Source organism: Vibrio mytili (assembly GCF_000830505.1).
GTDB classification, from domain to species: Bacteria; Pseudomonadota; Gammaproteobacteria; order Enterobacterales; family Vibrionaceae; genus Vibrio; species Vibrio mytili.
Genome location: NZ_JXOK01000015.1, coordinates 100058 through 115199 on the forward strand (window position 1 = coordinate 100058; position 15142 = coordinate 115199).

Here is a 15142-nt window from a genome sequence, read left to right on the forward strand (position 1 = left end):
ACCAATACCCTCACTAAAGTGGAAGTCAATGATAAATAAATATGCAAAAGGCAAGGTTTTCCCCCCTTGCCTCTATTAAAATTATGCTGCATACCACCCATCAGCTAGCACTTCTGCTTGATCCAGAACCAGCTTAATCGCCTCTTCAGCGGCATCAGGTGGGTACTTCCAGCGGCGTAATAAACGACGTACAAGGTTGCGCATACGAGCACGGACACTCTCACGTTTCTGCCAGTCTACCGTAGCGGATTTACGCAGTTGGTGAGTGAGTTCAATGGCGAGTTGACGAAGGTTGTCATCGCCTAACGTTCGCACGGAAGCCTCGTTGGTGACCAATGCACGGTAAAACGCAATTTCATCAGTGGAAAGCCCCAGCTTTTCCATCATCTCAGCGTCAGCTTGCATCTCTTTGGCCCACTGGATCAGCTCTTCAATTACCTGTGCGGTTTCAATGTTGCGATTATGATATTTCTGCAAAGTCGACATAATACGGTCGGAATATTTCTTTTCCTGCACAACATCGTTTTTCATTCTTGCTTTCACTTCGTCGCGCAACAGCTTTTCTAGCAGTTCTACGGCTAAATTCTTCTCTTTCATATTGGCGACATCTTCCAAAAACTCAGGAGAGAGCAAGCCAATATTCGGTTTATCTAAACCAACCGTTTTAAAGATATCATCCACTCCATCGGCAACCACCGCGTTATTCAAGATCTGGCGCAAAGCAGAATTACGCAATTCATCACTGCGCTTTTTATCAACTGTTGAGTGTTTTAAGAAAGCGGTCTTGATCGCTCCGTAAAAGGCGATTTCACTCTTATAACCATCAACCTCATCCAAGGTATTACACAATGAGAAGGCTTTCATCAACGCAGCCATGACATCAAGGAAACGGCGTTTGCCATCACGAACTTCTTCGCCTTTGCTGTTGCGGTGTGAGAGACCTGAGATATGGTTCACGGCTCCCGGAAGCAGTTGCAGTGGTTTGGTTTCAAAATCCGGACGATAGTTGAAGATGTCACCATCAACAGGCGTGGCAAACATACCGCGAATTACGTCGATTTTTTCCATAAAGACTGCGAAAGCTTCAGCGGTATCAACGGTTGGCTTTCCCTTACCTTGGCTATTGGTATAGGTCTTCAGTGCGTTTTTGAGTTCATTGGCAATACCAATATAGTCAACAACTAAACCTCCGGGCTTATCCTTAAACACGCGGTTCACTCGCGCTATCGCCTGCATCAGGTTATGACCTTTCATTGGCTTGTCGATATACATGGTATGACAACAAGGCGCATCAAAACCTGTTAACCACATATCTCGCACAATAACCAATTGCAATTCGTCATCGGTATCTTTGTAACGTTTCTCGAACAGCTTTTTGGTCTTCTTATCATGGATATGAGGCTGCATTTTGGCCTTGTCAGCAGCGCTGCCTGTCATAACAATTTTGATCGCGCCTTTGTTTGGATCATCGCTGTGCCATTCGGGTTTGATGGCCACGATGGCATCGTATAAATCCACACAAATCTCTCGACTCATGGCAACAATCATCGCCTTACCCGGAAAAGTTTCACAGCGAATGGTAAAGTGCTCAACCAGGTCTTGGGCAACTTGTTTGATTCGCGGCTCTGCACCAACGAGTTTCTCAAGTGCTGACCACTGTGATTTTATTTTCTCGCGACTTTCCGTTTCTTCGTCTTCGCCAATTTCCTCTTCGACCTGATCGTTAAGCGCTTCGATTTCATCTTGATTTATATCGAGCTTGGCTAAGCGGGATTCGTAGTAAATCGGCACTGTCGCGCCGTCATCGACCGCGTCTTGAATATCGTAGATAGAAACATAATCACCAAAGACACTGCGAGTATCTTTATCATCCATTGATATCGGTGTACCTGTAAAACCAATAAAAGCGGCATTTGGCAGCGCGTCACGCATGTATTTGGAGTAACCATAAACATAACGCTGATCAACCACGTTGCCATCTTCGTCTTTAACATCTACTAGGCGAGCTTTGTTGCCATACTGGCTACGGTGTGCCTCATCGGAAACCACCACGATATTCGAGCGTTCAGAAAGGATAGGATGTGCCATTTCTTCGTCGAGTAAAGCAAACTTCTGTACAGTAGTGAAGATGATGCCACCGGATTGACGATTGAGCAGTAAATCGCGCAATGAGTCACGGTCTTCTGCCTGCAGAGGAATCTGTTTTAGCGTTTCTTGCGCCATCGTAAAGGTGTTAAATAGCTGGCCATCTAGGTCATTACGGTCGGTAACCACTACTAAGGTTGGGTTATTCATTTCTGGTTGTTGCAGCAATTTACTTGCGTAACAGACCATCGAAATGCTTTTCCCGCTGCCTTGGGTATGCCAAACCACGCCCGCTTTTTTACTTCCGGGCACCACGGTATTGGCGTAATTTGCCCGTGGCTCAGTAATTTGGTCAGACGTTGTGGCAGCCGTGACGGTTGCCTTAACAGCAGCTCGGACGGCATGGAATTGGTGATAACCTGCGATTTTTTTGATGATCTTGTCGCTATCATTTTCGAACAATACGAAGTAGCGAATGTAATCGAGCAGCAATTCTGGCTTAAAGAAGCCACGCACCATGGTTTCTAATTGGAATTCGAGTAATGGCTTGTCGTCTTCGTCCTCGATGGTTTTCCATGGCAAAAAGCGCTCTTTATTAGCCGTTAACGAGCCGACTCGCGCCGTCCATCCATCTGAAATGACCAGCGCTTCATTGAACACAAAGAGGTCAGCGATTTCTTCTTTATAAGTTTGGATTTGATTGTAAGCATTCCAAATATCGGCGTGATCATCGGCTGGATTTTTCAGCTCAATGACCGCCATTGGCAAGCCATTGATAAAGACAATCACATCTGGCCTACGATTGACTTTGGTGCCTGTGATGGTGAACTGATTAACCACTAAGAACTCGTTATTCTCGCGGTTCTCAAAATCAATTAATCGAACATGAGTATGCTTGGTCACCCATTGTTCTTGCTCCATTACCGAGTATTCAACAGGCACACCTTCGATTAAATATTGGTGAAAGAGTTTGTTGTTTTTAATCAGTACAGGCGTTTGCGGTGTGGCAACGATTTTCGCTACTTCGATTAAGGTGTCACTGGGCACATTTGGGTTTAAGGTTTCCAAGGCAGAGACTAAACGCGCCTGTAGCGTGACTTGCTGATAGTTTTCACGTTCAGGCATATCACCATCTGGTGCGATGTCATAGCCATTTTGGTATTGGTAACCTAGCTCTTTAAACCAATCGAGGCATTGTTGTTCTAGTTGGTCTTCAGTAATCATTAAGCCTTTATCCTTATTATTTATTCCATGTGCTCTTAATCAACCGTCCGGTTTGGTTATAAATGCCAACCTGCTCAATGTAATGGTGGAAATCCCTATTTTCAGAGACGATTCGGTTTGCAGATTGCCAATCCACGTTGACTCTCTCTTGAGCTGGAATGAGTATTTGGCTATCAAACAAAGATTCAGTATCCAGAATCAGCACGCCAATCCCGTGCAAGCTCGACAACATTTGCAGCTCACCTTCAACGTCGCTATTTAAGCCTGTGGCAACAAGGTAGCCGAAATTGGCCCAACTCGAATTCGATACTGCTTGGAAAAAGTATTTTCGTACGTTGCCTTTAGTAAGATGTTTCTTCACTTCAAAAGACCAAAGTCGAACCGAGCTATGATTCCCATTGCGCACACAGCTTCTCACAATTTCATCCCAACCTTGGTCGAGCGGCTCTAGCGCCACCACATCCGGATGTAACCAGTGATTGCCACCGTTGCCATGAGAGTTTTTAGATTTACGCTCGTCAATACGCTGACAGTAAAGGCCCAGATCCTTGCTAAGGTACTCAATCAACATTGGGTAGAGATCGTGTTCGCTTAAGCTTTGCGGCACGAGAGGCGTATCGATGTCTGATTCATCTGCATCGCTAAGATCATCTTCCTGATGAGCAGGTGTAGGCTTCTGCTCCCAGTAATAAACCCGAGGTCTTGGTTTGTCACGAGTGGCGACATTAGGACAAACGATTTTCGCTCTTTCAGTACGTTCCCCACCAATTTCTGCCGCGAGCTGGGCGATAAGCTTGTCTTCGGTGTTGTATCGAGGGTTTGCTTGCTTCTCAGCGATTTCTTCTGGATATCGAAGCACAAATTCTTTGGCTAAATCCCGAGCAGTAAACTTCTTGTCGGGGTTCGCTTGAGCGTTTCGATAATCATTTCTACTCGGGTTGCCATTATTCGACCTCTGCTAATTCTTGAGCTTGTCCTAACTCGATTTCGCCGGAAAGCAATTTAGGAAGCAAGGTATCTCGCAGTGCTGCAAGATTGATATTTTGCTGTTTATTGTTCGCCACAGTTCTGAAAAATGATGCAAAAACTTCCTCTAGCTTTCTACATAACTCTTCATTAGGAACAACTATCATCAATCGTTCGAAGTCTCTTGGGTAAATATGTGGCTGAGCTGCTCCAGTTTGCATATCAAAAATCTTTTTCTGATTATACCTAAGAGCTACATACTGTAAGAAAAACAGAGGGGTGGTCGATTGGCTTATGTAAGAGCAATCTGAAGCCCAAATGTTTTCAAAATACAAATTTACATACCCAGCGTTTGCACCAGAAGCACTAATAGTTATAGCTGGCCCATCTACATTATGGGCGTTGTGAAAATATGCTGGCTTTAACCCGCCAGCCACAACAGGGACATCACCGTCAACAATGGTTTTCTTGGTGATGTTTTTACCTTTAGTTATTTTCACCCACTCAGAAAATGGTTTTACTTCCCAACCATCTGGGATCAAACCAAGCTCAGACTCAACGAGCTTTTCAGGGAATAGCGAGGCAGTGGCAGCATCCATCCCCTCTGGCAGCTCGCCATTCATTTTGGCTTTAACTGGATCGAAATCGACAAACCACGATTTGAAGATAGCTTGTGCCATTTGTTCTAGGGTTTGGTTGGTTTGTGTATTTAGCGCCATTTTTGAGGCAATATCAGACAATGACTTCGCAACCATATCCTCATTGCCAATTCGAGGAATATTCAAGGCTTTTAATACAGGAATTCGAACATTACTAACTGTGGAACCTGTTCCTTCATTCCAAGCTATCTGCTGCTGGACGTAAGGAGATTGCAAAGCCCAAAATAGATATTGTCCATTTACATCAGATTTTGGACGTAATAATACCTGCCTCTGTCCTAAGCAGCACTTTAAGCCTTCTGGTATCATGCATACTTCACCCATCGGGGCTTCACGCGTAAATACGATATCACCTGCTTTTGGGGCTGCTCGTTTTATTCGTTTTTGATAATCTTCTTCGTTAGTAAAACTAGGAGCGGAAAGATCTAGAACACCATTTTTGATATTCTGATTTCGTAAGACAATAATCCCTTCATCAGTCCATTTTGGTGTTGAATGAGGACAGTCAACTACAAGTTCGCACAATGAATCTAGAGTCGCGGTTTCAAAGCTCATAACCCAACTCCACTAGGTTCTTCTTGATCTCAGCTTCTAGTGTTGCTGATTCTGCAAACTGTTCACTTAACTTACTGGTTAGAACAGTCATCTTTTCAGCAAATGGAACACCATCATCTAGTTCTTCAGCAGCACCAACGTATCGTCCCGGAGTGAGCACAAAATCGTGTTTCTTAATCTCTTCTAACGTTGCTGATTTACAGAAGCCTGCTTGGTCTTCGTAAGCGACACCATTTACTTCCGCACCCGTTTTCCATGCATGGTAAAGGTCAGCGACTTTCTGGATATCATCTTGGGTAAAATCTCGAAGCACACGGTCTTTCATATAGCCAAGGTTACGTGCATCAATAAACAACACTTCACCTTTACGATCACGTAGTTTTCGGCCTGATTTATCGGTACGGGCTTTCTTGTTTTTGGTTAAAAACCAGATACAAGCAGGGATCTGGGTGTTGGTAAACAGTTGTCCCGGAAGCGCAACCATACATTCAACCAAATCGTTCTCGACTAAGGCCGCACGAATTTCACCTTCGTTGTTGGTGGTTGAACTCATCGAGCCATTGGCAAGTAACAAGGCTTGAGAACCATCAGGAGCTAGGTGGTAAAGCATATGCTGCATCCACGCAAAGTTTGCGTTACCCGACGGTGGTGTGCCGTATACCCAGCGCGGATCATTATCATCGACACCCGTATTCCACTCTTTCATGTTGAAAGGAGGGTTAGCCATGATGAAGTCAGCACGCAAATCAGGATGTTGGTCATTGGTGTAGGTACTGGCAGGTTCCTTACCAAAATCATAATCCAACCCACGGATTGCCATGTTCATCGCAGCAAGCTGCCATGTGGTGTAGTTGTATTCCTGACCGTAAATAGAGATTCTTTGTTTTTGCGTGAGTGGGTCAATCTCTTTTTGGTTAGCGCGGCGCTCAATAAACTTCTCTGATTGCACAAAGAAACCGCCCGAACCCATTGCAGGGTCATACACACGGCCTTCAAACGGCTCAATCATCTCAACAATCAGCGAAACGATTGATGCAGGCGTGTAGAACTGACCGCCTTTCTTACCTTCAGCAAGAGCAAATTGGCCTAGGAAGTATTCGTAAATATGACCAAGAATATCTTTGCTGTTAAGCGACTTATGATTGAATGGGATGGTCGCGATGAGGTTAATCAGCTCATTAAGTTTTGACTGATCAATTTTTAGAGCGGCGTAGTGCTTGTTGAGTACACCTTTTAGCTTCTGGTTGTCGCGCTCAATCCCCTCCAATGCATTATCAATCAGGTGACCAACAGACGTGATTTTCTTCGTTTTACCATCAATAACCAAATCGGCACCACCAATAACCATCGGGCCATTGTCTTGCAGGAACTTCCAACGAGATTCTGTAGGCAACCAAAACACGTTTTTCTCTTTGTAGTAATCGCGCTGTTCCAGCTCAATCGCGATTTCTTGTTCAAGTTCTTCAGCCGTGTAACCTTCAGGATCGAGGAAGTACTCGTGATCAGGATTAGCAAAGTCTTGTTTTAGCTCTTCTTGGCGCAACATGAAGGCGTCAGACACGTATTTAACGAAAATTAAGCCAAGCACCGCATGTTTGTATTGAGAGGCATCGAGTGACGCACGGAGTTTGTCTGCGGCTGTCCAGAGCTTACTTTCCAGCTCTTTGAGGAATAGTTGTTCTTGTTCGTTCATTGCTGATTTCTTGAATTCGAAAAATTTACCTTATGATACCAGTAACTAAGCAAACTTCCTTGAGTTCTGCCTTACTTAACAGTGATTTTTATGAAGTAAGGAGCACATTATGGCTGCTTGGAATAAAGGAAAAAGAGTTGGACAGAAGAAAGCGTTCAAATTGGAAGACATTTGGCGCATTCGAATTCGATTGGAGCTTGAGGAACGGTTATTTGAATTGGCGTTGTTTAACCTTGCCATCGATAGCAAACTCAGAGCATGTGACTTGCGTAACCTAAAGGTACAAGACGTTAGCCGCAGTGGTTGTGTGATGTCACGAGCTATTGTGAAGCAACAGAAAACCCATCAAGAAGTGCACTTCGAGATCACGCCTAAGACCCAACAAACCTTATCTCAATGGATTATTAAGAATTGTCTGACGCCAACCGACTACGTGTTCCCAAGCCCACGTCGTCAAGGTCAACCAATCTCTTACCATTACTACACGACTATGGTTAACAGATGGGTAACGGATATCGGTTTAGATAAATCTCAGTACGGCACACATTCGCTACGTCGCACCAAGGCTTCTTTGATCTACGCCAAAACCAAGAACTTACGTGCTATCCAGTTACTTCTTGGACATGCTAAGTTAGAAAGTACGATTGAATACCTTGGTGTTGAGATTGAAGATGCGCTAAGGATTTCGGAGAGTTGCGAGACGTAAGATTCAATGCCAACGGCTTAAGTTGTAAACATTAATGGCAGTTGTTTGTGTCCCCAACACTATATCTTTCATACAAATATAAGAAGTGTATTTATGACTACTCAGCACATTAAAGTTGGCAGTGTTCCCGATATTATTGAGCTAATGCCAAACCCCAATGAGCAAAGTGATTCTTATCCTTTTACCCTCTCAACGAATAGTACATGGGGAGAACAAGGTTCCGAAGTATCGATAGAGAAATTGCGTCAAAATATCGAGCCTTGGTTAACAGCTCTTTTTCAATCCGAACATTTAAATCTATTGATCGGTGCAGGTTTGAGTACGTCTATTCAAATGTCGGCAACAGGTGCGCCTCCTGCTGGAATGGGGTGGATCAGTGATCTAGCCGTCTGTCAAAGCGAAATAAATGCATTCGCTACAAAAGCTGCCACAGCGGCTGGTCGCGATAAAGGAAATATAGAAGATCAAATAAGAGCTATTAATGAACTTATCAAAGGGCTTGAAATTCTAACAGTGTTAAATAACCCACAACCTGAAAACCCTCCAGCTCCTTTTGTAGCCTATAGAGACCTAAAAGCTGATTTAGATGCAATTAAGGGGGAGTTGTCTCGATGTCTAGGTGAGTTTTCAAAATCTGTCAGTAACGGAGAACACTTAATTAAAAGTGCTGAACCAAAACGAAAAGAGGAAACTTTCAACTATCTTGTGAGCTTCTTAATGAGCTTTGCAAGTAGAACCGCTACACGCGATAGATTGCATATTTTTACAACGAACTACGACCGAATTATCGAGGTTGGTGCTGAACTTGCAGGTTTAAGACTCATAGATCGTTTTGTTGGAAGTATCGCTCCCGTTTTTAGATCCTCAAGATTAGAAGTTGATTATCACTATAACCTCCGGGAATACGTGGTGAACCAAGATATTTGGAAGGAGTGGCTCGTTTTACCAAGCTTCACGGTTCTCTTGATTGGCACGAACAAGATGGTGCGATTAGGCGCTTTGGTTTACCTTTTGGAGCACGCTCTGTTGAACCGTTTTTAGAAGCAGAAGGTCACGAAAGCAATAGCTATGAACAACTAATGATTTACCCTAATTCAGTCAAAGACAGAGAAACCGCAGAGTACCCCTATGTAGAGCTATTTAGAGACTTAGCAGCAGCGACTAGCCGTCCAAACAGTACATTAGTCACGTATGGCTATAGCTTTGGTGATGAGCATATAAACCGAGTAATTGAAGATATGCTTACCGTTCCATCTACCCATCTCGTCATCATTGCTTTCGGTGACCCGCTCGGAAGAATTATGAACTTCATTAGTAAAAGTGGAAGAAAAGCTCAAATCACTTTACTAATGGGTGACCATTTAGGTGACCTCAAAACTTTGGTTGATAACTATCTACCTAAACCAGCCATAGATAAAGCATCAATAAAGATGGCCGAACTACTAAAGCAGCGAGGCTTTATCCAGTCAGAACACTCAGGTAATGCAACTACCACCGAGGTAACACTATGAGTTACTTGCCTATAGAAAGACTAGAGCAGCTACGAATCGGAACCGTTGGTTTTGTATCGCCTAGTGAAATTAGAGTTTCCTTAGAAATTGATTCTCCAGACTCAGTGTCTCTTCAAGGAGGTTCTCCTCGCAACTTTCCCCGGATAAATAGCTATGTACTGATAAACAGTGATGATGGGTTTCTCGTTGGTCAAGTTGAGTGGATCGCAGTAGAACACTCGCCATATCCAAAGAGAAGAGGCTTGCAAGATTTTGGCTTGATAGATCTACCTTTTCCACTAAAAAAGCTCAGTATCAACCCCGTTGGGACATTGAGAAGCGATAGAAAAAACGATGGCTTCAGATTCACTAGAGGAACAGATGCATTTCCTTCGGTTGGTGATTCAGTACTCCTACCTACTGATAAACAATTAAACTCAATAATCGAATCAGGTGAAAACAGAAGGGTTAAAATAGGAGATAGTCCTCTAGCTAACAATGCAGAAATAAAAATCGATCCCGATAGGCTTTTTGGGCGACATATAGCTGTTTTGGGCAATACGGGTAGTGGTAAGTCTTGTTCTGTGGCGGGGCTAATTCAATGGTCTTTGGACGCAGTTTTACAACAGGGAAAGACCCCAAATGCTCGATTCATAATACTTGATCCTAATGGGGAGTACAGCCGAGCATTTGGCCCAAAGTCAAAATACAAGGGTAAGTTATTACGCGTAGAAGCTAACTCTGATGATGGTGAGCTAGATCTTAAAGTACCATCATGGCTATGGAATAGTTCTGAGTGGGGAGCGTTCACTCAAGCAAGTTCAAAAGTTCAACTCCCATTGCTACGACGAGCTTTGAGGGCGATGAGAAATGATGTGTTGTCAGAAGATGACGTAACAATTCAAGCAAAACATTTTTGCGGAATACTTCTCGTTTCAATAAGGCAACTAGCAAGTCAAGGGCAGATATATGTGAATGCTGGCCCTGCCAAAGGCTTAGTTGAAAGTTTAACGTCATGGGAAAGTAGCCTTTTAACACTAAACGAAAAAATCGACAACCAACCTTTCGATAACCTAATAAGTACGATAAATGCGTATCTATCCTCCAGAAGAGGAATACAGTGGCCTGCTAAGCCTGATGTCGGTGATACAGACAGGTTGATTGCTGACTTAAAACAAGCTCATGTTGCACTTGGCGGCGATGAACAAGAACTTCTCCCGAAAAGTGAAGATACGCCTATTCGTTTTGAAGGTGATGACTTCGTAGCATATCTCGAAGCTTTAGCACAAGAAACAGGAACAGAGCAATTCGTGGAATTTCTTTTGACTCGAATTCGCACAATGTTAGGTGACACCCGAATTAGTGCCGTCACTAAAGATTCGGAGGAACCTATCAGTTTAACTAATTGGTTAGATACTTTTCTTGGGAAGGACACTCATGGTGCTATCACAGTTATCGACCTTTCACTCGTTCCAAATGAAATTATCCATCTTGTAACAGCAGTAATCTCTAGAGTGACTTTTGAAGCTCTTCAACGATACAGGAAAATGAATGGAAAACCATTACCGACAGTAATGGTTGCAGAGGAAGCCCATACATTTATCAAACGATACAAAGAAGAAAGTGAGAGTCAGTCAGTCTCTGATGTGTGCTGCAAAGTCTTTGAAAAGATCGCTCGCGAAGGGCGGAAATTTGGTTTAGGTCTAGTAGTATCATCCCAACGACCTTCTGAGCTATCTCCCACTGTTCTGTCTCAATGTAATACTTTTTTATTGCACAGAATTAGCAATGATAGAGACCAAGAACAAGTCCATAGGCTTGTTCCCGATAACATGAGGGGATTATTAAGAGAGCTACCATCACTACCATCACGACATGCAATTTTACTCGGATGGGCTTCTGAACTCCCCGTTTTAGTTCGAATGAAAGAACTTACTGAAGAACAAAGACCACAATCTGATGATCCAGACTTTTGGAACGTATGGTCTAACTCCACAACTGAGCCACGTGAAGTAAACTGGCAGCCAATCGTTGAAGAGTGGCAAAACCGAGATTAATTTATCTGTTAAAATAGCGCCAAAGATATGCCTTACAACACGAATTAAGGTTAACTAATCTAAGGCGCTTTTGTCCCCAAGCTAGGCGTCGTGAGACGTCTCTGGACAATTTTGATTTGGGTCTTGTTTTAGAAGTTCGTTCCTAAAGCTGATGCTACTTTCTAGGAAAATCCCGTTCTTTGATGCCTCTCTCTGAACTGCTCGTTGATATTCAATAATATGCATTGCAATAGTCCCATCATATATTTGAGTGCAAAATGGCTAAAACCGATATGCAGCTATTGCTGTACCAATCTTACAGAAGCATCAAACTGAGAGTTCTACTTTCACCAAAGAAGAGCTTCTTGAGCAAGTGGGTTGGAAACCCAGTACATTCAAGTCTTACTACGGGAAGGGACAGATCACCCAGTTCTTAGCTGAGATCGAAGCTAATACGTACGAAGCAATAAATGTACTAGACGTAAGTTTCATCGAGTTCAAAAAGCGTTTATCTCAAAGCAAACACTATCAAGAGTTAGGTCATAAATGTAAATCTAACTTAGCGAAAGCTCTGCTCAAAAAATCCAAAGATAATATGATGCTCGCCTTAGAGCTTTATAACAGACCATCACTTGAAAATAAGTTAGATGGATTTGTCATGATGTACTCAACAGCTTGGGAACAGCTACTTAAGGCAATTATCATTGAGCGTGATGGTGAAGAATCAATATTTGAGAAATCGAATAAACAAGGCGTTAAGAAAACAATTTCTTTGCGACAATGTTTGGATAAGTTGTTCAAAGAGAATGACAATGTAAGGAAGAATATCTCTCGTATAGCTGATTGGCGTGATGGTGCAGTTCATCTACTTATGCCAGAGCTTCAAGGATTAGCCTCTCGAATTTTTCAATCAGGCGTTCTAAATTACTCATCCAAGTTTCAAGATTTTGCTGAGATACCATTTATGCAGTCTCAGCATGCTGGCATGATATCTCTAGTTGGTGATTTCAAAATGCCACCAAAAGCGATGTTAAGCTCATTATATGGTAAAGCTGCGGAAGATATTCTTGAATTAGCTCAAACGGTACAAGACGAAATTGAGCAAGAAGATGATATTGAGTTCGCCATACCTATTAACGTATCACTTGTATACGCTCGCAATGAAAAAGATAGTCAGATAATACTTGCTGCTGCTAATGGTAAAACTCAGGACTTGGAGCGGTTGAAAAAAGCTCTCATTGTAGAAAAACGAGTAGACCCAGAGAAAACTCATACTTTTACTCAAAAGACTGCTATTGATGCAATCAATAAAACCCTTCATGCTAACTACGATACCGCAAAGCTAGAGAAGTGTTTAGTAGCTCGAGACAAGAGAGGAAAGCCAACGATAAACAATCATTGCTTCCAAGCAGCATTAAAAAAGCTAAATTGGAAAGCAACGTCTAACAAACACCACCACTACCAAAAGATATCCAATACACACATTTATTCTCAAGATGCGGTTGATGATCTGGTTAGACATATTACAACGAAGGATGACTTTATTAAGCAAGCGAAGGCTCAAGCTTCAAAGAAAAAGTAGCTTTCTGTAAAGCGCTTCATTGTCCTTAAATGAGAAAAGATTAAACCGATGACATACACAATAACTGAACATAAACATCGCTTCTGTGCATGGGCAGCTTCCAGAGCGTCAAGTGTCAAGGAGACAAGGTTTACGGTAGAACAAGGTAAACAACTTATCGAGTCTATAGGTCTAGACACATTGGTTGACAATCCAGATAAACTACCAGCAAGAGTGGACATTGATAAACAGCACCGCCTATGGCGTGAACAACTTATTGCTGAAGCAAGTAAAATAGGATTGACCTTTACTCATGGGGTCGCCGCCAAATTAATCAACATGTACTTAAAATCGGCTTTGGTTTGCGGGGGACATGATTCGCACGTAAAAGTCGTCGATTTGCACCCTCCCATAGATGCTGTGTTGTTGAACGCTTTGTGCCGAAGTAATTTCGGAGGACTGAAGTTTCGCTGGAAAGAGGCTGAGCTAGCAAGGTGGTCTAAATTTTCCTCAGATCAATATGAACAAGTGATCCAATCAATCAGAGAAGTAATGGGCAGCCGCGCGTTATGGGAAATTGAAAAATTCTGGAAAGGGCACCAGTAATGAATGAACTAAGGCGCTTTTGTCCCAGTTCAATTGACTGGTCGAACTTTATAGCCCTAGTATAAGCACTTAACCTGTAGTGCATTAGGAATCTCAATGGAACCATCAAAACCATTATCTTGGGTCAAAGGCTTAAAAAATGCGTATCAAAGTCTTGGTGCCATTCAGCGAGATCAATACTCGTGGGTGGCGAAAACAGATTTAACCTATGTTTTTTCGGCAGAGATAGACCACATACATCCTGAAGACAACAGGTACAATCATAAGGATGGTACTTTTAGTAAAAGGGTTCCAGCCATGAGTATAGCGCTGGGCCACGAGCCATTAAGTATTAGCCATTCAAAAGAGCTGTTTGAAGCCGTCAGGGATGCGTTTTCTCAGTCACTAGAATGCTATGTAATCTTGGTAAAAGGCACTAAATTTGGTACCTCCAAAGGAGGGATTAAAGCAGGTCATGACGACCATTTTTGGATAGTCGAATGCCTAGATGGCACAGTCGAGAATGGTTACGAATTCAAGCTTTGTCGAATACGTTAAATCCTAGCCCAGCGATGTTAACCAAACTCGCATTTGTCCCGAAGTGACTCAAAATCATCGTCAGCATATCTCCGGGCAACTGATTTCTAACTACTCACCTTTAATGAATAATTGTGCAAACACATATATTTCTCTCACATGAATTTTATTGAGGAAAATTTTGAAGCAGGACGACAAGAAATTTAAAGAGCGAAAATGACAATGGGGCATTTTTGAGTTACCCGATTGCAGTATGTCGTCAGCGAAGGCAGCACATCATTTTTGTTTGCTTGCCTTTGTTATCAGCTGAAACTCCATACCAGTGCGTTTAGTGTTACGGGTTCTATAGCGCGTTGGATATTTATCAAAAAAGTCAGATAACTTCTTCAACCCGTAGTTTCGAGGGTCAAAATCTGGCTTCAGTCTCTTTAAGTACTTGCCTATTTCACCTAGTTTTGCCCAGCCCGATTCATCTCGATAGTTCTGCCAAGCTTGATGCATTAATCGCCATAATTCGCGTTCTGAGTCTTGATTAGAGCTTGGTTGTGCCTCCCCAAGATCAACATCAGCGTTTAAGTTCTCTATCGCTACAAAGTCATCACAAGCGTTTTTAAACGAAGTCGGAGTCATCGCTTTTCCTACACCGATGACGTGTATCTCCGACTCTCTTAATCTCGTAGCAAGACTTGTAAAGTCACTATCACTGGATATCAAAGCAAAAGCATCAAACCTTTGGCTGTACAAGAGATCCATTGCATCAATAATCATTAAAGAGTCTGTCGAGTTTTTTCCAGATGTATAGGCAAATTGCTGCTTAGCTTGAATCGCTAACTCATTCAAAGGCTGCTTCCAGTTTTTTAGTTGTTCAGCAGAAAAATCGCCATATGCACGTTTAACGATGATCTGCCCAAAACTAGAAAGCTCTTCAATAATCAGGTTTAGCTTTGAGTGTGGAGTGTTTTCTGAATCAATTAATACAGCGATTTTTCTGTTACCCATAATCCGTGCGTGACCATCCTTTATGTAGTTAGTTGCACTATCCAAT

At 42.7% G+C, this 15142-nt stretch carries 12 protein-coding genes; 7 read left to right on the plus strand and 5 right to left on the minus strand.

Going from position 1 to position 15142, the window contains the following annotated elements; translation table 11 throughout:
- Nucleotides 1-81: 81 nt before the first annotated feature.
- The 4 genes from SU60_RS06310 to SU60_RS06325 form a co-directional block, all read right to left on the minus strand.
- Nucleotides 82-3309 carry a type I restriction endonuclease subunit R gene (locus SU60_RS06310; RefSeq protein ID WP_041154773.1) on the minus strand — a complete coding sequence of 1076 codons (3228 nt, stop codon included), beginning with the start codon at nt 3307-3309 and terminating at the stop codon, nt 82-84.
- A 16-nt stretch (nt 3310-3325) separates the two neighbouring features.
- Nucleotides 3326-4168 carry a COG2958 family protein gene (locus SU60_RS06315; RefSeq protein WP_209419676.1) on the minus strand — a complete coding sequence of 281 codons (843 nt, stop codon included), beginning with the start codon at nt 4166-4168 and terminating at the stop codon, nt 3326-3328.
- A gap of 85 nt (nt 4169-4253) precedes the next feature.
- The gene (locus tag SU60_RS06320; RefSeq protein ID WP_041154774.1) at nt 4254-5489 is read right to left on the minus strand and encodes a restriction endonuclease subunit S; all 1236 of its coding nucleotides are present in this window, start codon (nt 5487-5489) and stop codon (nt 4254-4256) included.
- A complete protein-coding gene (locus SU60_RS06325) occupies nt 5479-7182 on the minus strand; it encodes a class I SAM-dependent DNA methyltransferase (RefSeq protein WP_041154775.1) in 1704 nt (567 codons plus the stop codon). Before SU60_RS06325 ends, SU60_RS06320 begins: the two co-directional genes overlap by 11 nt.
- A gap of 109 nt (nt 7183-7291) precedes the next feature.
- On the opposite strand from SU60_RS06325, the gene SU60_RS06330 reads away from it, so the two are divergent.
- The 7 genes from SU60_RS06330 to SU60_RS06355 all read left to right on the plus strand — a co-directional run bounded on the left by SU60_RS06330 (nt 7292) and on the right by SU60_RS06355 (nt 14118).
- The gene (locus SU60_RS06330) at nt 7292-7888 is read left to right on the plus strand and encodes a tyrosine-type recombinase/integrase (protein ID WP_041154776.1); all 597 of its coding nucleotides are present in this window, start codon (nt 7292-7294) and stop codon (nt 7886-7888) included.
- 93 nt (nt 7889-7981) lie between these two features.
- The gene (locus SU60_RS06335) at nt 7982-8929 is read left to right on the plus strand and encodes a hypothetical protein (protein WP_245228372.1); all 948 of its coding nucleotides are present in this window, start codon (nt 7982-7984) and stop codon (nt 8927-8929) included.
- 38 nt (nt 8930-8967) lie between these two features.
- Complete coding sequence (locus tag SU60_RS22310; protein WP_342418110.1) at nt 8968-9399, plus strand: hypothetical protein; 432 nt, start codon at nt 8968-8970, stop codon at nt 9397-9399.
- Nucleotides 9396-11435 (plus strand): ATP-binding protein, encoded by a 2040-nt coding sequence (locus tag SU60_RS06340; protein ID WP_014232713.1) that lies wholly within the window; start codon nt 9396-9398, stop codon nt 11433-11435. The genes SU60_RS22310 and SU60_RS06340 overlap by 4 nt, the downstream gene beginning before the upstream one ends.
- Nucleotides 11436-11787: 352 nt before the next feature.
- Nucleotides 11788-12996, plus strand: a complete 1209-nt coding sequence (locus SU60_RS06345; RefSeq protein WP_245228374.1) for a DUF3644 domain-containing protein — start codon at nt 11788-11790, stop codon at nt 12994-12996.
- Between the two features lie 48 nt (nt 12997-13044).
- Complete coding sequence (locus SU60_RS06350) at nt 13045-13581, plus strand: hypothetical protein (protein WP_041154778.1); 537 nt, start codon at nt 13045-13047, stop codon at nt 13579-13581.
- Between the two features lie 96 nt (nt 13582-13677).
- The gene (locus SU60_RS06355; protein ID WP_041154779.1) at nt 13678-14118 is read left to right on the plus strand and encodes a hypothetical protein; all 441 of its coding nucleotides are present in this window, start codon (nt 13678-13680) and stop codon (nt 14116-14118) included.
- Between the two features lie 255 nt (nt 14119-14373).
- On the opposite strand, the gene SU60_RS06360 is transcribed toward SU60_RS06355, so the two are convergent.
- Nucleotides 14374-15096, minus strand: coding sequence for an NYN domain-containing protein (locus SU60_RS06360; RefSeq protein WP_041154780.1), 723 nt, complete (start codon nt 15094-15096; stop codon nt 14374-14376).
- Nucleotides 15097-15142: the final 46 nt, after the last annotated feature.

Coding starts and splice junctions, on each gene's coding strand:
- SU60_RS06340 (WP_014232713.1), top strand. CDS start 9,396: ATGAGTTACTTGCCTATAGAAAGACTAGAGCAGCTACGAATCGGAACC.
- SU60_RS06325 (WP_041154775.1), bottom strand. CDS start 7,182: ATGAACGAACAAGAACAACTATTCCTCAAAGAGCTGGAAAGTAAGCTC.
- SU60_RS06355 (WP_041154779.1), top strand. CDS start 13,678: ATGGAACCATCAAAACCATTATCTTGGGTCAAAGGCTTAAAAAATGCG.
- SU60_RS06360 (WP_041154780.1), bottom strand. CDS start 15,096: ATGGGTAACAGAAAAATCGCTGTATTAATTGATTCAGAAAACACTCCA.
- SU60_RS06320 (WP_041154774.1), bottom strand. CDS start 5,489: ATGAGCTTTGAAACCGCGACTCTAGATTCATTGTGCGAACTTGTAGTT.
- SU60_RS06330 (WP_041154776.1), top strand. CDS start 7,292: ATGGCTGCTTGGAATAAAGGAAAAAGAGTTGGACAGAAGAAAGCGTTC.
- SU60_RS22310 (WP_342418110.1), top strand. CDS start 8,968: ATGATTTACCCTAATTCAGTCAAAGACAGAGAAACCGCAGAGTACCCC.
- SU60_RS06310 (WP_041154773.1), bottom strand. CDS start 3,309: ATGATTACTGAAGACCAACTAGAACAACAATGCCTCGATTGGTTTAAA.
- SU60_RS06350 (WP_041154778.1), top strand. CDS start 13,045: ATGACATACACAATAACTGAACATAAACATCGCTTCTGTGCATGGGCA.
- SU60_RS06335 (WP_245228372.1), top strand. CDS start 7,982: ATGACTACTCAGCACATTAAAGTTGGCAGTGTTCCCGATATTATTGAG.